Genomic DNA, 23,183 nt, shown 5'->3' with positions numbered 1-23,183 from the left:
GGAGCGGTAACACTTACGTAGCAGTGGCCGCAATATTTTTTGTTTTAACCCACATCCCATAGTGTCGGTAATGATATTCTCCAACGGTTGCCCAAGTGCAACACCGCCATTGGTCTGCCGCCACATCCCTTGTTTGTCCGGTAACATCTTGCCATTCAGGTCCTATGGAGCCTTTCTTGTTGAGGTCCGAGGTTTAGCATCCAGTTTTTTCACGATACCGCCAAGAACTTTTCCCAAGTGCCCCTACCTTTCCAAAGGAAGCGCGCACATCTTGAACCAAGCAATGCGCACGTGACCAAAAGATGTACTAACGCAAAATGTAAACCTTATGGCAGAGATCAGAATCAAAAAAAAGAAAACGCCCTGGGGCTGGATCGTGGGGGCCTTGGTGGCCGTGGGCCTATTGGCCTGGTTTTTTATGGCCGATACGGACGGGGCCCCTGAACCAAAAGAAGGTTCGGTGGTGGAGACAGAGCTCGGCGCCCCAACAGTGGAAAACGGGGACAACACTCCCAACGGGGCAGCCGCCAACGATTTCAGAACCAATGTTTTGGCAGACCCAGATGCCCAATTACAGGCCTTTACCGCCTTTATAGGAAACACGGAAAAAATGGGACTGGACCATGAATATACCAGTGAGGCCCTGTTGAGATTGATCAACGCCACCATTGAACGGGCCATAGTGACAGGGGTGGATGTGGACAGCGAACTGGAAATGGCCGTGCAACGGGCACGGGAGATCACCAAGGATCCCTTGGACGGTGATCATGCCGATAAGATAAAAAAAGCCTATCTCTCCATCACTCAGGTGATGGCCGGAATACAGCGCCAAAAGTTTCCCGACCTTTCCCAGGATATAGATGATGTGCGCAGGGCGGCCCAAGACATTGATCCCGCCGTGCTCACCCTGGACCAAAAGGAAAAGGTGAACACGTACTTCAGGGAGGCGGCGGACGCTTTGACAAAAATGAATCCAGAACCTTAAATATAATCCTATGAGCAAGACGAACAATAACGACCGGAACCTGTATTATCTCAATGAGGTATCGGACTACGAGGTATCGGACAGCGATAAAGATGTGCGGGGCTGGCCCCTAAAAGACAAGGATGGCGTGTACATAGGTACCGTGGCCAATCTCTTGGTAAGTAAACAGGACCAAAGGGTGGTGTACTTGGATGTGGAAGTGGATGAATCCATCCTACGGACCAATCATAAAACCTATCAGAGCCCGGCAAATGAAGGGGCGCACGGCTTTCTCAACAAAGAGGGTGAAAACCATCTCATTGTACCGGTGGGAATGGTCAGCTTGAATCTGGAAGAGGAAATTGTGAACACCCCAATGCTAGATCACCACATTTTCTCTGGAACGAAACGCGTGGCACCGGGAAGCATGATCGATCGGCATTACGAGACCCAAGTGCTGGAGTCTTACCACAAGGACAGCCAATTGCGCTTTAGCGATGAAGAGCGCGAAGCGAATAACAGCGCCCTCTATAAAAGAAAGGATTATACCAAAATGTATGCGGGGGCGTATTGATCAGGTGCATCCCGGCCCTTGGGCCAGCAAAGATTCCATTTCTGGTGCCAAAATAAATGTCTTAAGTCCATCGGCCAAAAGAGGAATCCATTGGGGCATTTTTGTCCGTCCCTGGGATTGGGCATCAGTGGATGGCCCTGGATGCCCTACGCGGGGCAAGGCCGTAAGAAAACAGGAACACAAAAAAGAATCGTAACCATTTTTGGAACAAGACAAGAATCTGTTACATTGACCAATGAACGCGCAACTACTGATAGATTTTGCCATACCCCTGTTGGCAGCGATGATTGGCGGTCTCTTGATAGGCCTGGAACGGGAACTCAAGGGCAAAAGTGCCGGTCTAAAAACAAATGCCCTAGTGGCCCTGGGTGCAGCGGTCTTTATTTTGATTTCCCTAAAGTTCAAGGGAATGGACGATGTGGACATTACCCGGGTTTTGGGGCAAGTGGTCACCGGAATTGGTTTCTTGGGGGCCGGGGTCATCTTGCAAAAGGAGAACAGCGTCAAGGGGCTCACCACCGCTGCCACCGTTTGGTGCAGCGCTGCACTGGGTGCTCTTGCCGCATTTAAGATGTATTGGGAACTGGTGCTTTTGACCGCCTCCGTAGTGTTGGTGAATCTTCTGTTTGGGTATCTGGACAAGCAGATAGGTCCTTAAAATCGGTATTGAAACAGGAGGGATGTTCCGGAAGGTAACCCTTGTGAAAAATTTGTCCACCATCGGTCAATTTCCCGTGCCCCCACCCATATTCATGGTTCTACCACGAATGTTGTGGAAACGAAAATGGTTTTGGCCAGACTTAGTACTCTATAACGTAAGACCAAAAAATAGGTCCGATCACAAGCACCCACAAAGTAAGCCCCTATCATTCAAAGAACTACAAGTATAAAATCCTAGGTCTTACGTCTTCTGGTCCTAAGTCAAATTATAAATCAAGGGGTTCACCCACAAATACAATGGCAGAACCATATTAAATGGGCCGTAAGGGGTGCTCACGGCATACTTTCCAAAGGGTCGTAGGCAGACAAAAAGCTTTTCTTGGGCCGCAGCGGAACATAAAGATCGGCACCACGCCGCAGCGCGTCTGCCTCTTCAGCCTTATTCGAGTCTGCACCGCGTTCCTTTTTCCTTGGTATATGGATATGCCCCTCGGTAGATTTTTGCCCACATTTTTTAGTGTTTCTTATGTGAGGTCGCTGTGTCATTCCAATGAGATTACAGTTTCAAATTTCTTCCATAAATACGAGAAACTCCTCAAGAATGGAACCCGTGCAAACGGCATACAAAAATAAAGACGGCCTGTAAATTCTATCTTTTCTTAACCTGCCTGGGGTTTGATATATTCCATTTGGAGCACCTTAATTTTACCTTGACCGTAGAATGGCCCCAACCATTTGATCAGGGCCATTTTTAAGCACTACAATTTTGCACCTACACCTTGTTTGTCCTTCCGGTAATCAAGGAAATAACGATCAGTGCCAAGAAAATAAAAAACAGGATTTTGGCAATTCCCGCAGCTCCGGCGGCAATGCCCCCAAAACCGAATATGGCCGCAACAATGGCCAGCACTACAAATATCATCGTCCACTTTAACATAATAATCAGGTTTTAAATGAATGTGCTCAACGTATTTGAACACTTTGGGAAAAGGTAGTCACAATGCGCCGCTAACGGTTTCCGTATCCAATAAATTCTTTGCGCAATACACAGGGCGGCCGTTTTTACCGGATGATGATTTCGCACGTTCCTTTTTAGGGCGCAAAGCGCAATGAACCAAAAACACTGACCGCCACCGCCAAGGTGATCGGGAAAAACTTGTCCCAGCGATGGTGTTTAACGGAATTCACCGCCGTTCCCAAATGTTCAATGGACAATCCAAGCTCAATGGGAATGTTCGGTCGCCATATCTTTTTGGCGCTTTTCCTTCACCAATCTGTAGGTGAGATAACCAAACTGCAACCCCAAAAACAAGAGTTTTGCTCTTTTACTTCGCATTAGGGCAGACGCTGCTCCCAAAATAATGGTGGGTTTCATATTGTTCTTGTTTTAAGTTCTTGATCATTAATACCGATGCCGATGATTAGGGCCGTTGCTGCCCCAAAACATCGCATTCCTGTTACAACGCTTCGGTGCCGTACTCCAGATTGGCCATACTGGCCATGTGGTAGTGCACCAAACGGTTTAGGGACATGACAAATGCCATTTCCCGGACATCGTCTTCCAAATCCTTTTTGGAAAGAATATCGTTCAGATTCTCCAATATTTCCCGCACCACGGAGTCCACCGTGTTGCCGGGGTTTATTTCCAACCGCCTAAGGCTCTCCAAGACTTGGTTTTCATTGTTTCTGCTCACGGCCCGGTATTGGCTCAATAGGCCATGGCTGTAGTCCGACAGGAAGGAGATGGTACGATCTGCAAAGAATTGGTTCACTTGTTTTGCCATCGCATACAGATTGGCCAGTTCCTTTCCCATCAATTCATCTTTTTTCATCATTCTCGGGTATGTTGTTGGGAGCTCCGCAACTTTGGGCCTACAGTGCCTCCCAAAAGGTTAAACACCCCTAAGTATAAGGCCAGACAACCGTATGGTGCAGCGCTAAAGCATTAAGTTTTGCCTTTAAAAAGAACAAGGAATGGATATGCTGTCCACGGAGCGTGTATTCCTACCGTAAAAGTGAAAAAAGGGCCGCCATCTTCATAAAGAGCCCTATCGGTAGGAAAAGGGACGTTAAAAAGTAGGGGTTGTACGGGTATGTGGAATTTTGTTTACCTTGAACAGTGATGCGGAACATACCTTGGAAGGGATATTGTACCAATTCTGAAATTACTTTTCTGTGGTACGATAAATCCTTGGCCCGTTGCCCTTTTGCATAGGGCCGTAATTGCCCTAAATCACTATGTATCGCTCAGGGGAATTGAAATAAGAACCTGTCCCGTGGGTGGGAAGCCCTAGGCATTGCTCCCAGAACGGCCACCGTTCCTTAAAAACAGAACATGACCCATAACCCCATATCATGCCCTTGGACTATAAGACATGCCGTAAAATCTATATTTACCTGAACAAGGTTAAGGTGGCCAAGCAAACCTTGGAGGAGTTTGTGCTACGTACTCACGAGGCCAAAACCCTACAAATGGCCCAAGAACGATTGCAGATATTGAACCGGTTTCAGGCGCAAATGCTCACTTTTTTAATGGATTGTGGAGATGAACTGCCCTACTACCCTTCGGAACGGTGCAAGGCCGTGGTATTTTGGTTCACATCCCAAAAGCTTTTGGATGCCAGCCAAAGGGATGCCATTGCACAAAAAATGCAGCTGGCCGATGCGATGATGCGCTCAGAAGCAATCTTTATTCTGGCAAATGCTTCCTTGCCCAAGCACTTGCACCAAGTGATCAACGAGCACATCAAGGCAGTGGAAGCCTTAAAAAAGGAAAACGAAAGCACATCCAATACCATTGTGGCATGAAAAAGAGGAAAGAACAAGGGCACCAACCCAAAACAACCTTTGTTTTTGTACATTATTTTGGAGGATACGCCGAAAGCTGGCGCTGGATGGCCAAAAGTTTGGAAAAGCGCTACCGTTGTGTTTTCTTGAACCTGCCAGGGTTTGGCAAAACCGATGCCATGCCCCGAACTTCCATTTACGACTTTGCCAAATATATCAATGCCCGCATTGAAGCGCTGCAACTGGAAGACTATATTTTGTGCGGCCATTCCATGGGCGGGAAATTGGTTCTGTATGCCGCCAAGCTCATGGTTTCCAATCCTCCAAGACACTTGGTGCTCATAGCCCCGTCCCCACCCACCACGGAAGCGATGGAAGTTGCGGAAAGGCAGCGGATGTTAAGGCACCCCAACAGGGCGGAAGCCCTAAAAACCGTTCAAAGGGCAACCCACAAAAGATTGGGCAAGAAAAAATTGCACCTGGCGGTACGATCGCAACTCTTGGTAGACCCCGCCACCTGGACATGGTGGCTCAATGAAGGCATGCAGCATGACATTGCCGATCGCATCAGCGATTTGGATGTGGCCGCCACGGTAATTTACGCCAAGGCCGATCCCGTAATTCCCGAGAAACATATATACGAACGGGTATTGCCTTATCTGAACAGACCGGCCATGGTGGCCATGGGCAAGTGCGGTCACCTCATTCCCTTGGAGAAACCCAAAAAGCTGGCGAGGCAGTTAATGCGGATTGCCAAACGCCAAGAAAAAAGAACCGTGCCCATAGCGCCCTAAGGCAAACGTGGGCATACAAACGGATCGGGGTTAAGGAATATAACTCCTTGAAATTTAGCGCAGGGAACATAGAGGTTCATAAAAATGGAACACATAAAAAGAAACTATGAAATGAGCCATAACCATGCTGGATATCAACCGAAATATATAATGGAGAATTACACCCGCCTGAAACGGAACGGGCAGGTCTCACTTTAAAAAACAAATAAATAGCAACAGATGAAACCTATTTACAATACCAACGCCATTAAAGATAAAGAGAGCCTACGATCAGACCATTATTTTATTGATGGTCATTGGCCCAAGCAGGGAAATGTAGTATCTGCAGGCAGTGCCCTGCCCGTGATCACCGAGGCCAAACCTGGGACCCACTTTATCATAAAGGTCAGGGCACCCCAATGGGACCGCAATGATCTTAACGTAAACTTCAGGGAAAACCGTGTCATTGTACAAGTTTGGCGGAAACCTTCAGAAAGACTCCATACGAGCCGGACGAAAGAGGAACAAATCTCTAGAAACAAGGTTTTTGAACGAGCTTTTAAAGTGCCCAAGCGCTATGATCTGGGCAAGACCCTGATTACCTTTGAGGACAACGTGCTCCATATTACGGTCCCAAGTGCAGCTACCGCCCCATTGTTTTAATGTGGTGCCAATTCTTTTCTTCTTTCAATCCATGGCAGACATCGGGCCCACATAGAAGACTTCCTGCCCCATATAAAAATCCAACTTGTCCTTTCTTTTCTTGTACACGCGGCAATGGTCCGTAAACAATTGTTCATGGCGTACGTCCGCAGTGTTTTTCCTCAGCGATTCATAGCTGGCAACCAGTTCATCTTGAAGCTTTCTTATTTTGTCCACCATTTCTTTACAGGTCAGGTCATAATCCACGCCCGAAAAAATGATGGGGCGCTTTTGTAATTGCAGCTGCTGTGCCGTACCCAAACGGCCCTGGGGAAGTTCTGGGTGCAGCAGCTGGGACAACTGCGCGGCCATGTCCAGGTTTTCTGAGGCACTTTCGTTCAAAAGGGCACAGATCTTAACCCGGTCCAAAATGTCACAGGCCTCCGCATAGACCTGGGCCAGATGGATGGTCTTGGCCAAAAGGGTCCGAACTTCTCTATTGTATGTGGCTTTGTTCTTCATTGGTCATGCTGTTTGTGAACCATTTAAGGTTTTATCGTTCTGCTCGGGTGGGGAAGATGGTGCCACAAATGGAGGAAAAAACGTTTCCGCCTCCGCAACGCGAAGCGCCAAACGGTTCATTTGCAACCGCAATAGGGCCTCCAAGGGCTGGGCAGCGAGGGATTGATTGCGCACCGCTTTGTACCGGTCCCTCAACACGCCTTCCCTCCGTATGGCCTCATCCAGCAGTTCGCGCTCATTGTCCAGCTTAAAGTACAGCGGAATGGAAATGGTCCCTTGGGTTTCGGTGCGCCCATTTAAACGATTGGTACGGGGAGCTAAGCACTCTTCAGGAAAATGGCGCCCAAGGCGGGAAACCTCTTCTTCATGTTCCCATTTGCGCTCCCTCATCCACTTGGAAAGTCGTGCGTCATTGATTTTTAACAGGGCCAGCTGATAATAGCGAATAATTGATTTTTTAGCGTTGATCAAATCAACAGAACCGGGGTGATCTTTTTGATTGCTCTTGTCCATATTGCACAAATTGTACTGCAAGATACCCACAGTCCCGTAGTTCCCTGTATTTTATTGGATGTAGGGTTGATGCTAAAACATTCCATCCCCAATTTTACGTTCTTTTTTTCTTCATTAGGGCACCGCCAAATGCTGCTGGCCATATATCTTGGCATAAACCATTTTGTGCCGCTGGCCAGTGTGCACCATCCAAAACATTAAGGACAAGAAGCCTAACCAAGGGCAGGCAAGCTTGAACAACACCGAGCGTATGAACCTACAACTTAGCGCATATACCAAAAGGGCAACCATTGGTGGCCTCCTTTCCCTGCTCATACTCTTGGTGGGGTCCATCATGTTGGGCGAGCTCAGTGGCCATGAGGCTAAGGTGCTCATAAAAAACTCCCTCTCCGGCCTTAACACGCTCTGCAATACCATTGCCCTGGCCTCCGCCACCATATTGGCGCTGCTACTTACCTTGCTGGGCATAAGCAGTGGATCGGAGTCCCAATTGAAAAAGGACCACTACAAACATGTGCTGCAGATTGCCAAGTTGGATACGGGCGTATTCATTGCGGCCGTAATGTCCTTCCTCCTTTTTAACCTGCCCATTGTGGAAGCAGAGGGGGTTCCCACCCAGTGGTACAGTATTATTTACTACCTGTCCCTGGCCCTTTCCAGTTTGCTTTCCGCCGCTTTGATCGTGGTGGTGCTCATGCTCTACAATACCGTGGCCAACATCATTAAGATCGTGGGTTTGGGCGTGTCCGACCATCCTTTGGTCGATCCAGAGGAAGATCAGGAACAGCAATAAGGGCAGCAAGCGCAATGCCTTGCATACCGCAATATCCCGGCGCCTGGCACCTACGGTGTCCCATTATACGGTCAAAGGCTGTTGGATAACATAAAGAACTTCATATGGAATGGATGTCGCAATACATAGATTACGTGGCCAAAACAACGGAAAGCATTGGGGTCCTGGTCATCTTTCTGGGTACGGTTTACAGCCTGGGCGTCTTTTTGGTGCAAGGGAGCAAGACAAAGGATCTGGGATATTCTGCGCTGAGGCAGCGCGTGGGGAAATCCATCTTATTGGGGCTGGAGGTCTTGATCGCCGCAGACATTATGGCCACCGTGGTTACCGCCCCTACCCTGCGATCCGTTGCCGTATTGGGGCTCATAGTGCTCATAAGGACCTTTTTGAGCTTGTCCCTACAAGTGGAATTGGAAGGGAAATTTCCATGGCAGGGCAAGACCCAAAGTTCGGGGCAACGAACGTAAACCCAGCCTATGCCCAAAAAATTTCTCGCCCAAAAATTTTTCTGGATATTTATTCCAGACATCAATTCCCATACTGATGTTGAAAAAGGGCACAAAACGCCAAAAATGAACTGTATCCAAACCTTTGTTGCCGCAAACCACCAAATTATTTTGCGTCACTGTTCATTTTTATGACTTTTATCTCAACGGGTTCACTTGTTTAGGCAAGTGGGAAGTAGCACCAGCAACACGTGAAAGGAACCGACTTAAAAAGACCAGTGCACATTTATTTGGCCGATGACGATGCGGACGATCGCCAATTCTTTGTGGATGCCCTGCAAGAACTTCCCTTGCGCAGTGCCGTGCACCATTTTGACGATGGCATTCATTTAATGGCACAACTGATGATCAAGGAAAACCCATTGCCCAATGTGGTCTATTTGGACATTAACATGCCGTTGATGTGCGGACGGGAATGCCTTAAAAAAATAAGGGGCACCGAACGTGTCCAAGACCTGCCGGTGATCATTTATTCCACCTCCTTTGTTCCCCGTGAAGTGGAAGCGTTCAAGACCCTGGGTGCCAATGGTTACCTGCAAAAGCCAAATTCTTACAACCAGCTTAAAACCTTGCTCTATAAAAGTTTACGTCCCTTTTCCAACGGAACCAATACCTGCGGTGTTCCTTTTAAAATCCATACCTGAAGCGCGCTTGCTTCCCACATTTTAAACGTATGGGGTGTCTGGTGTTTATCCAAACTAAAAACAAGGTACCTTAAAAAGTGCTCCCGGCAGCACATGTCCTGTGGGCGCACAGTCTCTTATCCCATCAATAAAAAACACATCTCCGTCAAGGAAACCAAGGCACAACACTTAAACTTAGACAAATAAAAAAGAACAAAATGAAGAAATCGATAACTTGGCTTTGCCTTGCGCATCTGATGATCACGTTTCACCTTGTGGCTCAGGAACCCGGGAACACCTCTTATGACATCCCCGAAAATACGCCCATACTTGAGGAGGAGCGGCGAGACCTTCCGCCTGATTTCACCTTTAACGATGCGCGTTCCGTATTGGACATTATGCAGCATGCCCGGTTTTATGACGCCTTTGTGAAGGCGCTGTACAGCACGGAAATGGCCCAACGGTTGGACAGTGTGGATGCCGTGACTATTTTTGCCCCGGGAAACGATGCTTTCGATCAATTGGATGATGCTGCCTTGGCACAATTGAAGACCCCCGCCGGCGCGGCGGAGATGCAGGAAATCCTTTCCTACCATTTGGTGCCCGAAGTGTATGACCGCGCCACGCTGGTGAGCACCATTAGATTGAATGAGGGCGTTCTACGCCTAAGAACCCTACAAGGCGGATATTTGGCCTTGACCCTATTGGGCGATCAATTGTATATTACCGATGAGCGCGGAGAACGGAGCAAGATAAATTTAGCCAATGAAAAAGCGGAAAATGGGGTGGTCCACGGGGTGGACAAGATTTTGTTCCCCCAATATTAGCGCCAAGAACAGCCCTAGTTCCCAGGCATTGCCCCTTAACGGGACATATGGGTTTTTGTGGGGCGCTCTCGCCACTATTTTCCTTTTTGGGAGTTGCGGCAGCACCAAGGAACTGGATACCAAAACGATATTGTACACGGATACCTTGGCCAATACGGTAACCGTGGAACACAGCAGCATCCCCAAGCCCATAAAGAAGAAGGTGGTATTGATGGATACGACAGGCCCGGCCATCACGGACACGGTGCGGTTTGCAGGCCCTGCCGCCAAGCTACGGCCCCAGTACCCCATGGCCCAGCGCCTTGTGGACAATTACGTGAACAGTAAAAACAAAAATCCCGGTGGGCATTGCCTTACCGCAAGTAAGTCCAGGATTTTGCAAGCCTATGAGGATGTGTACCATAAGAGCATTTACGAGGCCCTTCCAGATAGTATTGCCACCGCCCATTACAATCCAGAACAAGTTTTTGACCATCTCTACGCCACCACCTCCGGCACCCACAAAGGTTGGCGAAGCTTGCCCAAAAAGTACCGCGGAAAGGGCAGTGCGGGCGCCCTGGCCCAGGCCGGCATGGGCAAACTGGTTTCCGGCAGGGAGATTTGGAAAGGGGAACTGCGTCCCGGATCTCCCATGCAGGTGTGGCGACACAAAAAGGACTATAAAAAAGTGGTGCGCGGCAGCGATGACCCCAATTTAGATCCATTTGGGCACAGCTTTATTTTCTTGGGCTACGTATGGGACACCCAAGGCCAGATCATTGGTATAAAGATTGCGGACCAAGGCTATCAGAGCAACCGCACACTGACCCCGAGGGACTACGCCGTGTGGTGGGGCGTGAATCTGGAGGTGTAGTTTTCCCCAATGAGGGCGGCCAAACGCGGCCGGACCGTGGTAAGGCAAAAAAAGGAGTCAAGACCGGTGTATTCTGATTTGTGTCTGGAGAACGGACAGTTTCGCCTCAAGAAAAAAAAGAACGAGGCATTGGTGAATTTAACATAAACCATAAAATTACGATGCCCTTTTTACGTTGCCCTAGTGAACGCGAAAACCGAATGTAGTATGATGTTTATTTTAATGTTTCCCCTTTTTGCCATCTTTGGCCTTTTTCAGCAATCGTTGCCCATCGCTTCTGAAAGGGCAATGGCCACCCCTCCCGTTTCAGTGATGGGCACCGTGTCCGCATCTGAAGTATTGGGGGTGAAAGAAGAATTAAAGGTGGAAGAAGATGGAAACACCGAACGTTCCCTTGGCAGCTATGATGACGAAAAGAAGGCGGGCAAGGAACTGGCCCATCACCTAAAAACGGTTGCAGGGCACCGGACCTTGGAATCCCATCAGGTGGGCCAACGGTTCACGGCGCATTTGGTGAACCGGATTTTTCCGCATTGGTACGGAACCGAATGGACCTTCAATGGACATACCGCGGTACCCAAGAAAGGCAGTATTGCCTGTGGCTACTTTGTGTCCACGACCTTAAGGGACATGGGGCTCAACCTAAATCGTTATCACATGGCGCAAAAAGGGCCCTTGGACGAGGCCCAGATGATCAGCAGCGGCAGCGCCATTACCACAATTACGGCCCAAACCGCACAAGAAGCGATGGATGCCCTGGACGCCTACGCCGAAGAGGGGCTTTACTTTATTGGGTTCGATAAAGGCCATGTGGGTTTTTTACTGAAGGAAAAAGGACAGCTTTCCTTGATCCATTCCAATTACCTGTGGCCCGTTTCCGTCGTGTCCGAACCGCTGGAAAAAGCGGCCATCCTAAACAAGTTTTCCACCTATCACCTGGTGCCGATCACCCACAATCCCGGATTGATGCAAAAATGGCTCGCGGGCACCATCGTGCGCTAAACGACTATTTTTTTGGCCTTGAAGCACAAAGCCCCATCTGGTCCCAATGGGCAACCTGGCCCCTAAGAGGCTGGATGCCTGCCAGTGAAGCCACTTGCCATGGCATCATTGCCCGTTCCCTGCCAGGCCGTCTTGCCCACCTACGGCAAAGGTAAAGGCCCTTTCCAAGCTCTTGACGTTAATTTTGGCGGTAGGCTCCCTAGGTTCCCCATCGGTTTGCAGCGCCACTTTTTCGTTTACGCCAACAATGGCCTCCTTGGCGCGAATACGTTCCACAAAGTCATGGTCCATGGGGATGTTGCCCAAAAGGGTGGAGATAATTTGCACCATATTCAATTTTTTGAACAGCAACAGCTCAAAAAAACCATCGTTGATGACACCTTTTGGATTGATCTCCACGCCGGTACCAAAATGCCGGCAATGGGTGCATACGATCATGATGCCCTCCCGTTCCACTACCCTTCCATGGGCCGCTATTTGAAATTTATAGGGGGCCTGGGTTTCCAGAAGGGTGGGCACACTCTGCAGCAAATAACCCAACCGGCCGCGTACAGAGCCATCGTCATATCGTTGTACCAGCTCGGCATTGAGGCCCAGATCGGCGGTATGCAATACCAGATGGGCATTTACCATTAGGGCATCGACCTCCATAAGGTTTTCACCGAGGGCCACTTTTAGGGCATCTCCGGGCTGGGCGGGTAGGCCAAGCTCGTGGGCAAAACCATTGGTGGAGCCGGCGGGTACAAGGCCCATGACCACCTGGCGGTGGCGCACCACGGTGGCCGCCAAATGAAGGGTACCGTCCCCCCCAATGACCAGTACCCTATCCGGAGACAGTTGGTTCACTCGTTTCCGCAACAAAGCGCCGTCCCCTTTCCCCGTGGTCTCAAAGAGCTCCAAATCATGCTGCGCCGGAAGCGAGCGCCTGAGCTCTTGCACCAGGGGCGCTTTGTCCACATTGCCGGAAACCGGATTGACCACGGCCAACACCATTTTTTTCTTCAGGGTCATTTTTTTAAGGTTTAGGACCGTTTTTTTCAATCAAAAAATAGTTTTTTCCCATATGGAAATCAAAATATCACTGTACCGGGGGTACGCCAACACGGCCCAGATCGTTGTGTCTGGCCATATCTTTAAAGATAAGGCTCCGAGCGACTTTCCCTTGAACGCTAAAAAATTAAAGTTTGCCTTGAACATGATCAAACTGTTCCGGGTAAAGACCTTGGCCCATGCGGAGGTGTCCCTAAGATTTCGCAACCAAACGTTTACCACCCGCAGCATGAAGGACGGATTTTTCCAGTTTATCATCCCCTATACCGTTTCCATCGAACCTGGATGGCATTCGTACCAAATCCGGGCACAATACCATAAGGTGGTGCAACGGGCGCAGGGCGAGTTCATAAAGCCCTATCCCGGTGAATTTGGCTTTATCTCGGATATAGACGACACTTTTTTGGTCTCCCACTCAGATACCTTTTTCAAGAAGATATACCTGCTGCTTACCCGGAACATCAATAAACGAAAGGTCTTTGGCGATGTGGTGACACATTATCAATTCCTTTCCACCATGGGCAAAAAGAGCGCCACACAGACCAATGCCTTCTTTTACGTGAGCAGCAGTGAATGGAACCTCTACCCCTTTATAACGCATTTTACGCACAAGCACGGGCTGCCCAAGGCCGTGTTGAAACTGAAGGACATAAAACGGGGACTGGCCGACTTCCTGTTCACCGGTGGCGGCAGCCACGACCACAAATTCCACAAAATAAAGCACCTTTTGGAATTCTATCCCGAACTGCGTTTTGTTCTTTTAGGGGACGATAGCCAGAAAGACCCGGACATTTATCTAAAAATCTGCCAGATGTTTCCAGAAAACGTGCTGGCCGTTTACATCCGCCAAACCACCTCCAACAAAAAAACAAAGGTACAGGCCAAGTTGAACAAGCTCTCCGACCTAGGCCTGGCCACTTGTTATTTTAGGGACAGCGCCAGCGCCCTCTCCCATACCAAAGATTTGATGCCGGAAGAAGTACCCTCCATAACAGGTCCCGAAACGGCCGGCGAAGAAAAGCATGCTTAAGATGGCGCCAATGTGCGGCTGGTTCGCTTCTCGCCAAGAATGGGACGGATGTCACTTTGGCTTTGCCCATATTCTTTTCATTTAAAAAAACAACTTCAGAAAATGGCCCTTATGAAGCACCCATTGTGGGCAATACCGTCAAGGTGGGCCATAAAGAACCCCTACCTTCCCGGGAGAAAAGTATGCTTATGGAAACACGAAACAAAGACCTGAAATCTGCCCGCAGGCAAAAAACACAAAAAAAGAGCACTCTGATCACCATTGTTGGCATGCTCATTTTAATTCTGGCCGTGATCACCGTTGTTCTTTTCTTCGCGTTCGGAGAGTTTGGGGGCGCCAATGCCTAGGGAACATAAAATCATAAGATTCCTTCCCGATAACTAAAATGGTAGGGCCCAACGTATGGCCCACACCCGGGTTACGGATGGGGATGAACGTATGGCCCCAAAATTAAACATACCCTAAAACCAAAAAATGATGATATACATACTGCTTGGCATATTGGTCCTAATGATCGTGGCCGTTTTACTGTTTTTAAGAAAGAAGAAGGTGGCCGTGACCAAGAAGACGGACAAAGACCTTTCCGAATACACCTCTTTTGCCTTTTTGCCGGGCGACAGCATCAACCTGCCCTCCCGGCCGGGAAAAGAGCTCCAAGAGGTCTCCGAACCCATCATTAGGGCCGTCCACGACAATATGAAACGGGCCGGCTATATCTTGGATCGCAACAATCCCGATCTACTGGTCATGATCCGCGTGGTGGAAGAGACTCCGCCCCCTGCCTATGCCACCTTTCCCTACAGCGCCCCACTTCCGGTAAACCCGTTTTATGCGCCTTACGCTTATGCAGGGTATGCCCAAATGAACGCTATCCATAACTATGCAGGACTGCCCACCGAAAAAGTAAAAGGGAGTCTAAGCGTCTTGGTCATTGAACGGCGTGGCAAGAAAATCCTTTGGGAGGGCAAAGCCACCGACTCATTTTACGATCGCAACGCGGTACCGGAATTGGTGTCTTACATTGATTTGATTTTTGAGGAATATCCCACCGAGCGGGAAGAACGTCGTCTGGCCTATCAAGGATAATGGGGACGGAATGGGGCGTCTTCGGTCCTACTGTCAGTGCCCGGGCGCGCTCATGGGTTGGGGCACATCTTAAATGTGCTGCACAAGGTTGAGGCGGAAGCAAGGCCCTCCAAAAAGAGGGATACCGTAAAGGCAGAACAATAAAACTTAGAGAAATGACCATGCAAAAATCTTCTTTCATCATTTTTATGGGCGCCCTTGGCTGCCTTTTGTTGGGGTGTGGGCCCAAGCCCATCATTACGACCGAAACGTTGGCACCCAGCTGGGAACGGCACCGAACCTATGCCTATCTGCCCAACACCAATTTTGAGATAAGCTCCCCCAACGCCGGGCAGAACGGTATGGTCTCCAAAAACCTTCTTAGGGCCATGAACAAAAAACTACGGTCCTTGGGGTACAAAGTGGACAGGGATGCCCCGGATCTTCTTATGGTGATCAACGCCCACTACGCCAATGACGGGGCGGTTTACAAAGAGCCGGTGTACGCCCATCCGGAAAAGCCGGACGGGGCAGATGCCATTACCGCGCAATACGATCCCTACTACTATTGGGACCATGCCCGCTTCAATGATTTAATGGGCTTTGAAATCAAGCATCTGGACAACAAGAGGGCCGGCATTGTCATTGAGGCGATAGACCGCAGCACCAAGAAGACCCTGTGGAGGGGAAAGGCAAAGGCACCCAAAGCGGGCAGGGCGTCTGCCGTGCCCCTTACGGAATACATCGCAGCCACCTTGGATGACTTCCCGGCGGCCTCCCCGCCGTAGGGCATATTTAAAAACCCATATTCGGCGCGCTGCGTTGCCCGCCCCATTTTTGTTTTGGCCAAGGCCAATCTCGCTGCCCAACAAAGGGACTCGCAACCTTGGTGCTGCCATAAGCGCTCTTTGTAAAGAGGGGGCAAGTAGGCTTTTTTGAGCCCAAAAAATTCTTCAATCCTTTGGCAGGTACAGATGGAAGGTGGTGCCCTCCCCTTTTGTGGATTGGGCCCTAATGGCACCATTGTGGTTCTGCATGATTTTCTTGACTATGGCCAGCCCGATACCCGTGCCTTGGTATTCCGTTTTTCCGTGAAGCCGCTGAAAAACATCGAACACTTTTTCCTCATAATGCGGCTCAAAGCCAATGCCGTTGTCCCGGAACTGCAGATGTAGGTAAGACTGCTGGGGCAAGAGCCCCAACCGCTCCTTTTCATCTCCGGGCAGTTTTCTGGCCTCAATACGGATCAGTGGTTCCTCATTCGCTTTCGCAAACTTGATGGCATTATCCAATAAATTTTGAAAGACTTGCCTTAATTGGTAGGGAATGACGGGGAGCGACCCCAATTTCCCAATATGGATACGTGCCCCGGATCGGGCGATTTTCTCGTCCATATCTTCCAGAACTTGGCCCAATAAGGTTCTCAGTTGCTTGCGTTCAAATTTTAATTCTTGGGTATTGGCCCTTGAAAAGGCCAGGAGATCATCAATGAGACCGCGCATTCTAGAGGCCGCCGTGACTATTTTGTCAAAATCACGCTGCCCTTTTTCGCTCAAGGTACCCGCGTCCCGTTCCGCGATACGGGACGTGAACATTTGAATTTTGCGCAAGGGCTCTTGCAAGTCATGACTGGAAACATAGGCGAAGCTTTCCAGGTCTGCATTGGAATCTTTCAGTTTTTTGTTGGCCATGGCCAAGCGCTCGTTTGCCTTTGACAACAAATGGGTACGTTTTTCCACCTCGCGCTCCAGGGCACTGGAAAATTGCTCCAGTTTCTTACGCGCCTTAACACTTTGGGTTACATTGTTTACCGTGATCATGACCCCGGTGGTATGCCCATCGGCGTCATGGAGCGCCTCGTAGTCATAATCCACATAAAACTCCTCCCGACCCCTTTGGTGGTCCACATAGGCAAAGGATTCCTTTTCGGACAACGGCTTGCCCGTTTCCAAGACTTGTTGCAGCGCCCGCCAATATTTCTGGTCCTTGACCTCCGGAAAGACCTGGGCCAGCCCCCGGCCCGACACCTCGCTTTCTTCCCGGTGCCAAAAGGTTTCCAGCATTACTTTGTTGGCCATTTCAATAATGAGGTCGGGGCCGCGGAACACGGCCATGGGAATGGGCGATTGCATCACCATCTTTCTAAATTTTCTCTCATTTTCCCCCAAGATCTGCTTTAGGAGCACGGTCTGGGTAACCTCATTGGCAATGGCCATGGTGCCAATGGTAGTGCCCTGCCCATCCCGAAAAGAGCGGAACACGATATTAAAGTAGCCCTTTTCTTTTTTACCGTTGCGCAATAAAGTAATGGGCACTTCCTGTTGTTGTGCCGTGGTGCCCTTTTCAAAGACCTCATCCAGCAGGCCCAACAGACCTGTGTTCTGCTCGGGCAGGATTTTGTGCAAAGGCCTGCCCAACAAAAAGTTCCGATCTCCGTTGAGCAATAGGGCGGCCCGGTCATTTATGGACTCCAGCACGTGCTCCTTCCCAATGAAAAGCGCAATGCCCACCGGGGCCTGTTGGATCATGGCCATAAAATTGTTTTTCTCCTCTTGCAATTGGGCAAAAGCGAGTTCCAGTTCTTTTTCCCTTTGCTTTTGCAGGTCTATATCAATGCTCACCGTACCCAAGCCTATGGGTGCCCCTTCTTCCGGATCATTGATGAGAAAAGCATTCCACAAAATCCAAAATGGGGCTCCTGTCCTTTGGTTGTGCAAGCGCAGTTCTATGGTATGGGCACCCTTCTTCATCACTGCGTCCAGGGCCTTTTGGGCCTTATCCATATCCGGTGGATAAACACAATCCTTTACTGTCTTGCCTTGAATGTTCTTCCAGCCCAACATTTTAAGGGATGCGGGGTTAGCATATTCTATTTGGCCCTGGATGTTACTGAATCCTATGAGCTCTTGGCTGGTCTCTATCAAGGCGATCAGCTTTAGGCGTTCCTCGTGGGCCCGCTGCTGTTCGGTATTGTCCTGAAGCGTACCATTGAACCGGTAGCAGACCCCTTCTACATTGAACCAGGCCCGGCCCATGGCCCTAACATAGCGTTCCTGCCCCGTGATTTTATTTTCAATGCGGTACCCAATGTCATATTGCCCAGTGGTGTTGGAATCCATGGCCCGCGCAATGGCTTTTTCCACACGGGGCCTGTCCTTTGGGTCTATGGCAATGGTGGTATCTTCCAGCCCCATTTCTGATTTTCCCTCCAAACCAAACCAACTCTTTAGGCGCTCATTGTATCTCACCAGATTGTTCAGGGGATCGTAATCCCAAGTGCCCAAATTGGCGGCATCTATGGCAAATTGCAGGGCATCCTCACTTTCCTCCACCCGCTTTAGATTGGTCACGGCGGCCGTGGTTTCCATACAGGTGGTGAGCACCCCGCCAATGGTGCCATCCTCCAAAAACAAGGGGCTGTAGCTAAAGGTCCAATATATGTCCTCTACCCGCCCGTTCCTGTAAAAAGGAATCAGTTGATTTTCGCTCCAGGTGGGCTCTCCATTTTGTCTAACATTCTGGAGCATGGGGCCAATGGTGTCCCATATTTCGGGGAAGGCATCTTTGCCCCGGATGCCCAAGATATCAGGATGTTTGCCATTCTCCCCCAAACTGGGACGGTAGGCATCATTGTACAGACAGATCTGTTCCTTGCCCCAGAAGATAAAATTGGGAAAGGCGGTATGTAGCATGGTGCTCACGGCAAAACGGAGACTCATGGGCCAGGTGGCTGGTGGCCCAAGCGGGGACGTCTTCCAGTCCTTGGCCCGCATGATGGCTCCCATTTCTCCCCCACCTTTTAGGAAATGAAGTTTTTGTTGGTCTTTTTCAGGCATCTCGTGGCTTCTTGGTGGCGGTCATTGTTTTATGATGTACTCCCCGGGATCGTTCCCGTGGCGTTCTCTTTGTTCAATATAGTCCAGGCAGACAGTGAGTGCTTGTTTCAGGGCCTCGAACGAGGCGGGTTTCTGTAGGTATTTATTGGCCCCTTGTTCTTTAAGGTCCGCAGCCTTATCAGGGTCCAGCATGGTGGAATATATGACCACGGGAATGGCGGCAAGCGCTGCTTCGTTCCGAATGTCATGAAGACATTCCTCACCGTTCATCAACGGCATAAAAAGATCTAAGAACACCATTTGGGGCAAAGGCTTGGTGTGCAGCAGGGCATCCATGAGCTCCACGCCATTGTCAAAGGTGGTCACCTTGACCCGATCGGGCAACTCTTGAAAAGCGTCTATTAGAAATTGCCGATCGTCCGCATCGTCATCGGCCAAAAAAACAAGGTAAGTTGGTTTGCTCATCAGGCTCAATTCTTAAGGGTATGGCCCCGCGGGCCAACATCATCCCAAATCCAAAATCAAGGTACAACAAAAAGGACAACTTCATAGGGCAATTTCCCGTTCCTTACGTATTGGGTCAAAGGAAGTACCGATAGCATCAAAAAGACCACCTCGGCACAAACTTCCGTAGAGGAGGGCCGTTGGTTCCCGTGCGTTTGCCACTTGGGCCTTGGCCCATAAGGCTGTACGCCCCTGCATTGGATCAACAATGTACGCTTTACGGTCATTGCCAAACCGCTGCGCTCCTTACCTTCATCCGGAAAATCCAGAAAGCATTGCATCGTATGAGCAAAGCCCAACAGCAAACGTTTTCCCTTAAAAAATTGCCGGGACTGTTAAAGGACACCTATACCTCATGGATGGCGCACGAGCCTTTCCGTGCCAGTGCCGTGGTGGCCTATTATGCCGTGCTCTCCCTCCCCGCTCTGTTGGTCATCATCATTAATTTGGTGGGGGCGGTTTGGGGCCAGGACATTGTTCAGGGAAAACTCACCCAAGAGATTTCCACGGCGCTGGGGCAGGACGCGGCCGCATCCATTCAGGGCATGATCGCGGAGACCCAAGGAAGTGGCAAAAACACCCTGAGCACCATTATTGGCCTGGGCGTACTGCTCTTTGCCGCCACGGGCGTCTTTTACCATCTGAAAATATCGCTGAACACCGTATGGCGCATAGCCCCCGACCCCAAGGCTCCCATAAAAAAAATTGTGGTGGACCGCGTTCTAAGTTTTGCCTTTATCCTGGCCATTGGTTTTCTTTTGCTGATCAGTTTTATGGTCACGGCGGCGATTTCCATTTTAAGTGACTTTATACGGGACGCCCTGCCCAACATCTTACTGTATTTGGCCTATGGGCTGGATTTTCTGTTGTCCATTGGCATCATTTCCGTTTTGTTTGGCCTCATGTTCAAATACCTGCCAGATGCCAAGATCAAATGGCGTTCGGTACGTATTGGTGCCGTGCTCACTGCGGTACTGTTCGTAGTGGGCAAAAGTGCCTTGGGCTTCTATTTTGGCCAGGCCGAACCGGGCTCTACCTACGGAGCGGCCGGGACCATTGTTTTGGTGCTCCTTTGGGTGTCCTACTCCTGCCTCATCCTCTTTTTTGGGGCAGAGTTCACCTACAGTTACGCCGAGACCTTTGGCCATGGCGTGGAACCCAATAAAAAAGCGGTCGTGAATGAACAGGCCAAGATAAAAGGGCAGTGACCCCAAGAGAAGAATATCCATAGAACGCGAACAGCAACACATAAAAAAACAAGCCATGAAGAACAAAACAGACAAGGGCCCGCTCAAAGCCAGCGAGAGCGCCCCGATGGAAACAAAGCAAAAAAACGGTGACGGCGTGCACAACCAAACCACTGAGGTGCCAAAAAAAAGGTTTCCTTGGGCGCTTATTGGTCTCGTGACCCTATTCCTGATCCTCTTAGCCGTGATCCTATTTTTCTTGGGCGGACTCACCCAATAAGACTGGCAAAACAAGCAGGGTTCGAAATCTTTTACGTGCGCAAAACGCAACGTTAATGAACAAGGCTCGTGGGTGCCCTTAAAATATAAGATTGCACCTTAGCACTGCCCATGCATAATGGTGACAACCCTAATACCAAATGATCATGAAAAAAATTCCGCCCAGCATTATCAGACAGCTCTTTGTGCTCTTGCTCATTATTATGATGGGCAGCTTGATTCTACAGGAAATGGTCATCTACCTCGGTGGCGTTTTGGGCGCCATAACCTTATATGTGATATTGCAAAAAGCGATGGGCAAGTTGACGAACAAAGGCTGGTCCAAGCCTCTTGCTGCCGGTTCATTGATGTTCGCCTCTTTTGTCGGCATCCTGTTGCCGCTGGTGGGCCTCGGCTTCCTTATGGGCTCCAAGGTAAGTTTTGTGGTAAACAACTCCGAACGCTTCTTAAAGGCTTTGGAAGGACAGCTAACCCAACTGGAAACCTTCATTGGCTACGAACTCACCATAACGGATGTGGACACGAGCAGTATTTCCTCTTGGCTCACCAATAGTTTGCAGAGCTTTGCCGGCAGCACCTTCAATGTCATGCTGAGCATAACCCTTATGTATTTTCTGCTCTATTTTATGTTGATGAACCGCAAGGAAATGGTGACCTCCCTCTTTGAATACGTTCCCCTAAAGGATAAAAACCTGCAAACCTTGGGGCGGGAAACACGCAGCAAGGTACTGGCCAATGCCCTGGGCATTCCGTCCGTGGCCTTGGCGCAGGGCGTGGTGGCCCTTATTGGTTTTTTTATTTTTGGCATAGCCGATCCCTTCTTTTGGGCGGCCATTGTGACCATAGGATCCATGGTGCCCTTTGTGGGCAGCGCCTTGGGCACCATTCCCGTCTTTATCCTGGCCCTTGGCAATGGAGATACGTTCCAAGCTTGGGGCATTCTCATCTACGGCACCTTGGCCATCGGGGCCACCGACAATATCTTTAGACTGTACTTCCTAAAACGTTTGGAAGATGTACATCCCCTCATCACCCTTACCGGGGTATTGGTGGGCGTACCGCTCTTTGGGTTTATAGGCCTCATCTTTGGTCCCTTGCTGGTGAGCCTGTTCCTGATCATCATAAAAATCTACAAGGATGAATATGGGACTTCCAAAGAAAAACTGTGAAAATGGTGGCACCAGCCCTTTTTTGTGCACCCTCACGGCATAACGTTAATCATACCTTTATTACAGCACCGCAACTAAGGGGCCATCACTTACATTTGCATTGAAGATGTTGACTATCAACATACAACGAACAATAATTTAAATCGAAATTGATGAAAAGAATAGCACTGTTCATAATGGCGGGAGCATTGATGGTTTCCTGCAACTTAAAAAAAGAAGACAAGGGCGAGCTGCCCGAAGTGGATGTGGATGTTACCGCAGACTCTGGCGAACTGCCCGTATACGAAGTAAACTGGGCCGACGTGGAGGTAGGGACCCGGACCGAAATGGTAGAGATACCCAAAGTAGTGGTGGTCATGGAAGAGGAAGAGGTAGAGATACCCTATGTGGACGTGGACATGCCCAATGGAGATCAAAAGAAAGAACGGACCTTAATGGTAGAGGCCGAAGTGACCGATATGGAGCACGAACTTGAGATTCAGGAAATTTGGGCGGCGGGCAACCATTTGCACGTCATAGCCCAATTGGAGGCCACGGACCAGAGCATAGGCGACCAGACCATGCGGGTATCAGATCAAATTACTTTGAATGCACCGGACCTGGATGTAAGATATTATATAGTGGGCTCTAGGCCAGACCGCGTGTTCAATACCCGATATGACTATCTTAACAGTACCGATGAACTGAGGGGTTCGCTGGAAAGTCCTACCGTAATCTACAAAAGATAACAATTTAAGTTGGTTGGTTGGTTTGGATGGTTCCGGTATATCTTTTAAGCCGGAACCATCTTTTTTTTTGCTGGCCAACGGCCGTTTTCATAACACATTAAAACCTTTGATCATGTCTATACTCACCATAATTCTGAACATACTCTTGCCGCCCTTGGCCGTTTTCTTACAGCACGGGCTGGGCAGTACCTTTTTCATAAGCCTCTTGCTTACCCTACTGGCGTGGTTGCCAGGGGTGATCCATGCTTTTATCGTGAACTCGTAAAACTTCATCATTAACCCAACGAAAAACTTGA

29 protein-coding genes are annotated in these 23,183 nt (G+C 49.5%); 21 read left to right on the top strand and 8 right to left on the bottom strand.

What is annotated here, in order from left to right:
- Nucleotides 1-328: 328 nt before the first annotated feature.
- From ACKWCC_RS16260 to ACKWCC_RS16250, 3 genes are all read left to right on the top strand, one after another.
- A complete protein-coding gene (locus ACKWCC_RS16260) occupies nucleotides 329-985 on the top strand; it encodes a hypothetical protein (RefSeq protein WP_413997021.1) in 657 nt (218 codons plus the stop codon).
- A gap of 10 nt (nucleotides 986-995) precedes the next feature.
- Entirely contained in the window at nucleotides 996-1,538 is a 543-nt protein-coding gene (locus ACKWCC_RS16255; RefSeq protein ID WP_413997020.1) for a PRC-barrel domain-containing protein, read from the top strand.
- Nucleotides 1,539-1,773: 235 nt separating this feature from the next.
- On the top strand, nucleotides 1,774-2,196 hold the full coding sequence (locus ACKWCC_RS16250; protein ID WP_413997019.1) for an MgtC/SapB family protein: 423 nt from the start codon (nucleotides 1,774-1,776) through the stop codon (nucleotides 2,194-2,196).
- 774 nt (nucleotides 2,197-2,970) lie between these two features.
- Here ACKWCC_RS16250 and ACKWCC_RS16245 read toward each other — a convergent pair.
- From ACKWCC_RS16245 to ACKWCC_RS16235, 3 genes are all read right to left on the bottom strand, one after another.
- Nucleotides 2,971-3,135: a DUF1328 family protein gene (locus ACKWCC_RS16245; RefSeq protein WP_413997018.1), complete on the bottom strand. Its 165-nt coding sequence runs from the start codon at nucleotides 3,133-3,135 to the stop codon at nucleotides 2,971-2,973.
- A 285-nt stretch (nucleotides 3,136-3,420) separates the two neighbouring features.
- The gene (locus ACKWCC_RS16240; protein ID WP_413997017.1) at nucleotides 3,421-3,573 is read right to left on the bottom strand and encodes a hypothetical protein; all 153 of its coding nucleotides are present in this window, start codon (nucleotides 3,571-3,573) and stop codon (nucleotides 3,421-3,423) included.
- An 82-nt stretch (nucleotides 3,574-3,655) separates the two neighbouring features.
- The gene (locus ACKWCC_RS16235; RefSeq protein WP_413997016.1) at nucleotides 3,656-4,030 is read right to left on the bottom strand and encodes a hypothetical protein; all 375 of its coding nucleotides are present in this window, start codon (nucleotides 4,028-4,030) and stop codon (nucleotides 3,656-3,658) included.
- A 523-nt stretch (nucleotides 4,031-4,553) separates the two neighbouring features.
- Between ACKWCC_RS16235 and ACKWCC_RS16230 the strand changes: the two genes are divergently transcribed.
- From ACKWCC_RS16230 to ACKWCC_RS16220, 3 genes are all read left to right on the top strand, one after another.
- Nucleotides 4,554-5,006, top strand: a complete 453-nt coding sequence (locus tag ACKWCC_RS16230; protein WP_413997015.1) for a hypothetical protein — start codon at nucleotides 4,554-4,556, stop codon at nucleotides 5,004-5,006.
- Nucleotides 5,003-5,779 carry an alpha/beta fold hydrolase gene (locus ACKWCC_RS16225; protein ID WP_413997014.1) on the top strand — a complete coding sequence of 259 codons (777 nt, stop codon included), beginning with the start codon at nucleotides 5,003-5,005 and terminating at the stop codon, nucleotides 5,777-5,779. The genes ACKWCC_RS16230 and ACKWCC_RS16225 overlap by 4 nt, the downstream gene beginning before the upstream one ends.
- Nucleotides 5,780-5,998: 219 nt before the next feature.
- Nucleotides 5,999-6,421: an Hsp20/alpha crystallin family protein gene (locus tag ACKWCC_RS16220; protein WP_413997013.1), complete on the top strand. Its 423-nt coding sequence runs from the start codon at nucleotides 5,999-6,001 to the stop codon at nucleotides 6,419-6,421.
- Between the two features lie 24 nt (nucleotides 6,422-6,445).
- On the opposite strand, the gene ACKWCC_RS16215 is transcribed toward ACKWCC_RS16220, so the two are convergent.
- Together ACKWCC_RS16215 and ACKWCC_RS16210 are read right to left on the bottom strand one after the other, a co-directional pair.
- Nucleotides 6,446-6,922, bottom strand: coding sequence for a hypothetical protein (locus ACKWCC_RS16215; RefSeq protein WP_413997012.1), 477 nt, complete (start codon nucleotides 6,920-6,922; stop codon nucleotides 6,446-6,448).
- A gap of 3 nt (nucleotides 6,923-6,925) precedes the next feature.
- Nucleotides 6,926-7,435 (bottom strand): hypothetical protein, encoded by a 510-nt coding sequence (locus ACKWCC_RS16210; protein WP_413997011.1) that lies wholly within the window; start codon nucleotides 7,433-7,435, stop codon nucleotides 6,926-6,928.
- A gap of 250 nt (nucleotides 7,436-7,685) precedes the next feature.
- Here ACKWCC_RS16210 and ACKWCC_RS16205 point away from each other — a divergent pair, with 250 nt between their 5' ends.
- The 6 genes from ACKWCC_RS16205 (at nucleotide 7,686) to ACKWCC_RS16180 (ending at nucleotide 12,039) form a co-directional block, all read left to right on the top strand.
- Nucleotides 7,686-8,228: a hypothetical protein gene (locus tag ACKWCC_RS16205; RefSeq protein ID WP_413997010.1), complete on the top strand. Its 543-nt coding sequence runs from the start codon at nucleotides 7,686-7,688 to the stop codon at nucleotides 8,226-8,228.
- A gap of 104 nt (nucleotides 8,229-8,332) precedes the next feature.
- Nucleotides 8,333-8,695 carry a DUF1622 domain-containing protein gene (locus tag ACKWCC_RS16200; RefSeq protein ID WP_413997009.1) on the top strand — a complete coding sequence of 121 codons (363 nt, stop codon included), beginning with the start codon at nucleotides 8,333-8,335 and terminating at the stop codon, nucleotides 8,693-8,695.
- 257 nt (nucleotides 8,696-8,952) lie between these two features.
- The gene (locus tag ACKWCC_RS16195; protein WP_413997008.1) at nucleotides 8,953-9,378 is read left to right on the top strand and encodes a response regulator; all 426 of its coding nucleotides are present in this window, start codon (nucleotides 8,953-8,955) and stop codon (nucleotides 9,376-9,378) included.
- 197 nt (nucleotides 9,379-9,575) lie between these two features.
- Nucleotides 9,576-10,184 carry a fasciclin domain-containing protein gene (locus ACKWCC_RS16190; RefSeq protein ID WP_413997007.1) on the top strand — a complete coding sequence of 203 codons (609 nt, stop codon included), beginning with the start codon at nucleotides 9,576-9,578 and terminating at the stop codon, nucleotides 10,182-10,184.
- On the top strand, nucleotides 10,123-11,037 hold the full coding sequence (locus tag ACKWCC_RS16185; RefSeq protein WP_413997006.1) for a hypothetical protein: 915 nt from the start codon (nucleotides 10,123-10,125) through the stop codon (nucleotides 11,035-11,037). Before ACKWCC_RS16190 ends, ACKWCC_RS16185 begins: the two co-directional genes overlap by 62 nt.
- 207 nt (nucleotides 11,038-11,244) lie before the next feature.
- Nucleotides 11,245-12,039 carry a hypothetical protein gene (locus ACKWCC_RS16180; RefSeq protein ID WP_413997005.1) on the top strand — a complete coding sequence of 265 codons (795 nt, stop codon included), beginning with the start codon at nucleotides 11,245-11,247 and terminating at the stop codon, nucleotides 12,037-12,039.
- Nucleotides 12,040-12,144: 105 nt separating this feature from the next.
- Here the strand turns inward: ACKWCC_RS16180 and ACKWCC_RS16175 are convergent, their stop codons facing one another.
- Nucleotides 12,145-13,050, bottom strand: coding sequence for a diacylglycerol/lipid kinase family protein (locus tag ACKWCC_RS16175; protein WP_413997004.1), 906 nt, complete (start codon nucleotides 13,048-13,050; stop codon nucleotides 12,145-12,147).
- A gap of 52 nt (nucleotides 13,051-13,102) precedes the next feature.
- On the opposite strand from ACKWCC_RS16175, the gene ACKWCC_RS16170 reads away from it, so the two are divergent.
- The 4 genes from ACKWCC_RS16170 (at nucleotide 13,103) to ACKWCC_RS16155 (ending at nucleotide 15,972) form a co-directional block, all read left to right on the top strand.
- Nucleotides 13,103-14,119: an App1 family protein gene (locus ACKWCC_RS16170; RefSeq protein WP_413997003.1), complete on the top strand. Its 1,017-nt coding sequence runs from the start codon at nucleotides 13,103-13,105 to the stop codon at nucleotides 14,117-14,119.
- Nucleotides 14,120-14,307: 188 nt separating this feature from the next.
- Nucleotides 14,308-14,466 carry a hypothetical protein gene (locus ACKWCC_RS16165; protein ID WP_413997002.1) on the top strand — a complete coding sequence of 53 codons (159 nt, stop codon included), beginning with the start codon at nucleotides 14,308-14,310 and terminating at the stop codon, nucleotides 14,464-14,466.
- 130 nt (nucleotides 14,467-14,596) lie between these two features.
- Nucleotides 14,597-15,205 carry a DUF4136 domain-containing protein gene (locus tag ACKWCC_RS16160; RefSeq protein WP_413997001.1) on the top strand — a complete coding sequence of 203 codons (609 nt, stop codon included), beginning with the start codon at nucleotides 14,597-14,599 and terminating at the stop codon, nucleotides 15,203-15,205.
- Nucleotides 15,206-15,366: 161 nt separating this feature from the next.
- The gene (locus ACKWCC_RS16155; RefSeq protein ID WP_413997000.1) at nucleotides 15,367-15,972 is read left to right on the top strand and encodes a DUF4136 domain-containing protein; all 606 of its coding nucleotides are present in this window, start codon (nucleotides 15,367-15,369) and stop codon (nucleotides 15,970-15,972) included.
- 165 nt (nucleotides 15,973-16,137) lie between these two features.
- Here ACKWCC_RS16155 and ACKWCC_RS16150 read toward each other — a convergent pair whose 3' ends face one another.
- Nucleotides 16,138-19,020, bottom strand: a complete 2,883-nt coding sequence (locus ACKWCC_RS16150; protein WP_413996999.1) for a PAS domain-containing sensor histidine kinase — start codon at nucleotides 19,018-19,020, stop codon at nucleotides 16,138-16,140.
- 21 nt (nucleotides 19,021-19,041) lie between these two features.
- Complete coding sequence (locus ACKWCC_RS16145; protein ID WP_413996998.1) at nucleotides 19,042-19,485, bottom strand: response regulator; 444 nt, start codon at nucleotides 19,483-19,485, stop codon at nucleotides 19,042-19,044.
- A 323-nt stretch (nucleotides 19,486-19,808) separates the two neighbouring features.
- On the opposite strand from ACKWCC_RS16145, the gene ACKWCC_RS16140 reads away from it, so the two are divergent.
- The 5 genes from ACKWCC_RS16140 to ACKWCC_RS16120 all read left to right on the top strand — a co-directional run bounded on the left by ACKWCC_RS16140 (nucleotide 19,809) and on the right by ACKWCC_RS16120 (nucleotide 23,152).
- Nucleotides 19,809-20,732, top strand: a complete 924-nt coding sequence (locus ACKWCC_RS16140; RefSeq protein ID WP_413996997.1) for a YihY/virulence factor BrkB family protein — start codon at nucleotides 19,809-19,811, stop codon at nucleotides 20,730-20,732.
- Nucleotides 20,733-20,787: 55 nt separating this feature from the next.
- The gene (locus ACKWCC_RS16135) at nucleotides 20,788-20,991 is read left to right on the top strand and encodes a hypothetical protein (RefSeq protein ID WP_413996996.1); all 204 of its coding nucleotides are present in this window, start codon (nucleotides 20,788-20,790) and stop codon (nucleotides 20,989-20,991) included.
- A gap of 139 nt (nucleotides 20,992-21,130) precedes the next feature.
- On the top strand, nucleotides 21,131-22,159 hold the full coding sequence (locus ACKWCC_RS16130) for an AI-2E family transporter (protein WP_413996995.1): 1,029 nt from the start codon (nucleotides 21,131-21,133) through the stop codon (nucleotides 22,157-22,159).
- A gap of 152 nt (nucleotides 22,160-22,311) precedes the next feature.
- Nucleotides 22,312-22,887, top strand: a complete 576-nt coding sequence (locus ACKWCC_RS16125) for a hypothetical protein (RefSeq protein WP_413996994.1) — start codon at nucleotides 22,312-22,314, stop codon at nucleotides 22,885-22,887.
- A gap of 112 nt (nucleotides 22,888-22,999) precedes the next feature.
- Complete coding sequence (locus tag ACKWCC_RS16120) at nucleotides 23,000-23,152, top strand: YqaE/Pmp3 family membrane protein (protein WP_413996993.1); 153 nt, start codon at nucleotides 23,000-23,002, stop codon at nucleotides 23,150-23,152.
- The last annotated feature ends 31 nt before the right edge of the window (nucleotides 23,153-23,183 follow it).

The sequence above is a fragment of the Maribacter aquimarinus genome, assembly GCF_047345505.1.
Classification (GTDB): domain Bacteria; phylum Bacteroidota; class Bacteroidia; order Flavobacteriales; family Flavobacteriaceae; genus Maribacter.
This window is presented reverse-complemented; position numbering and strand designations above follow the sequence as displayed.

Excerpts from the sequence above, each read along its gene's own strand:
- ACKWCC_RS16260 (WP_413997021.1), top strand. The coding sequence starts at position 329 with ATGGCAGAGATCAGAATCAAAAAAAAGAAAACGCCCTGGGGCTGGATC.
- ACKWCC_RS16255 (WP_413997020.1), top strand. The coding sequence starts at position 996 with ATGAGCAAGACGAACAATAACGACCGGAACCTGTATTATCTCAATGAG.
- ACKWCC_RS16250 (WP_413997019.1), top strand. The coding sequence starts at position 1,774 with ATGAACGCGCAACTACTGATAGATTTTGCCATACCCCTGTTGGCAGCG.
- ACKWCC_RS16245 (WP_413997018.1), bottom strand. The coding sequence starts at position 3,135 with ATGTTAAAGTGGACGATGATATTTGTAGTGCTGGCCATTGTTGCGGCC.
- ACKWCC_RS16240 (WP_413997017.1), bottom strand. The coding sequence starts at position 3,573 with ATGAAACCCACCATTATTTTGGGAGCAGCGTCTGCCCTAATGCGAAGT.
- ACKWCC_RS16235 (WP_413997016.1), bottom strand. The coding sequence starts at position 4,030 with ATGAAAAAAGATGAATTGATGGGAAAGGAACTGGCCAATCTGTATGCG.
- ACKWCC_RS16230 (WP_413997015.1), top strand. The coding sequence starts at position 4,554 with ATGCCCTTGGACTATAAGACATGCCGTAAAATCTATATTTACCTGAAC.
- ACKWCC_RS16225 (WP_413997014.1), top strand. The coding sequence starts at position 5,003 with ATGAAAAAGAGGAAAGAACAAGGGCACCAACCCAAAACAACCTTTGTT.
- ACKWCC_RS16220 (WP_413997013.1), top strand. The coding sequence starts at position 5,999 with ATGAAACCTATTTACAATACCAACGCCATTAAAGATAAAGAGAGCCTA.
- ACKWCC_RS16215 (WP_413997012.1), bottom strand. The coding sequence starts at position 6,922 with ATGAAGAACAAAGCCACATACAATAGAGAAGTTCGGACCCTTTTGGCC.
- ACKWCC_RS16210 (WP_413997011.1), bottom strand. The coding sequence starts at position 7,435 with ATGGACAAGAGCAATCAAAAAGATCACCCCGGTTCTGTTGATTTGATC.
- ACKWCC_RS16205 (WP_413997010.1), top strand. The coding sequence starts at position 7,686 with ATGAACCTACAACTTAGCGCATATACCAAAAGGGCAACCATTGGTGGC.
- ACKWCC_RS16200 (WP_413997009.1), top strand. The coding sequence starts at position 8,333 with ATGGAATGGATGTCGCAATACATAGATTACGTGGCCAAAACAACGGAA.
- ACKWCC_RS16190 (WP_413997007.1), top strand. The coding sequence starts at position 9,576 with ATGAAGAAATCGATAACTTGGCTTTGCCTTGCGCATCTGATGATCACG.
- ACKWCC_RS16185 (WP_413997006.1), top strand. The coding sequence starts at position 10,123 with ATGAAAAAGCGGAAAATGGGGTGGTCCACGGGGTGGACAAGATTTTGT.
- ACKWCC_RS16180 (WP_413997005.1), top strand. The coding sequence starts at position 11,245 with ATGATGTTTATTTTAATGTTTCCCCTTTTTGCCATCTTTGGCCTTTTT.
- ACKWCC_RS16175 (WP_413997004.1), bottom strand. The coding sequence starts at position 13,050 with ATGACCCTGAAGAAAAAAATGGTGTTGGCCGTGGTCAATCCGGTTTCC.
- ACKWCC_RS16170 (WP_413997003.1), top strand. The coding sequence starts at position 13,103 with ATGGAAATCAAAATATCACTGTACCGGGGGTACGCCAACACGGCCCAG.
- ACKWCC_RS16165 (WP_413997002.1), top strand. The coding sequence starts at position 14,308 with ATGGAAACACGAAACAAAGACCTGAAATCTGCCCGCAGGCAAAAAACA.
- ACKWCC_RS16160 (WP_413997001.1), top strand. The coding sequence starts at position 14,597 with ATGATATACATACTGCTTGGCATATTGGTCCTAATGATCGTGGCCGTT.
- ACKWCC_RS16155 (WP_413997000.1), top strand. The coding sequence starts at position 15,367 with ATGCAAAAATCTTCTTTCATCATTTTTATGGGCGCCCTTGGCTGCCTT.
- ACKWCC_RS16150 (WP_413996999.1), bottom strand. The coding sequence starts at position 19,020 with ATGCCTGAAAAAGACCAACAAAAACTTCATTTCCTAAAAGGTGGGGGA.
- ACKWCC_RS16145 (WP_413996998.1), bottom strand. The coding sequence starts at position 19,485 with ATGAGCAAACCAACTTACCTTGTTTTTTTGGCCGATGACGATGCGGAC.
- ACKWCC_RS16140 (WP_413996997.1), top strand. The coding sequence starts at position 19,809 with ATGAGCAAAGCCCAACAGCAAACGTTTTCCCTTAAAAAATTGCCGGGA.
- ACKWCC_RS16135 (WP_413996996.1), top strand. The coding sequence starts at position 20,788 with ATGAAGAACAAAACAGACAAGGGCCCGCTCAAAGCCAGCGAGAGCGCC.
- ACKWCC_RS16130 (WP_413996995.1), top strand. The coding sequence starts at position 21,131 with ATGATCATGAAAAAAATTCCGCCCAGCATTATCAGACAGCTCTTTGTG.
- ACKWCC_RS16125 (WP_413996994.1), top strand. The coding sequence starts at position 22,312 with ATGAAAAGAATAGCACTGTTCATAATGGCGGGAGCATTGATGGTTTCC.
- ACKWCC_RS16120 (WP_413996993.1), top strand. The coding sequence starts at position 23,000 with ATGTCTATACTCACCATAATTCTGAACATACTCTTGCCGCCCTTGGCC.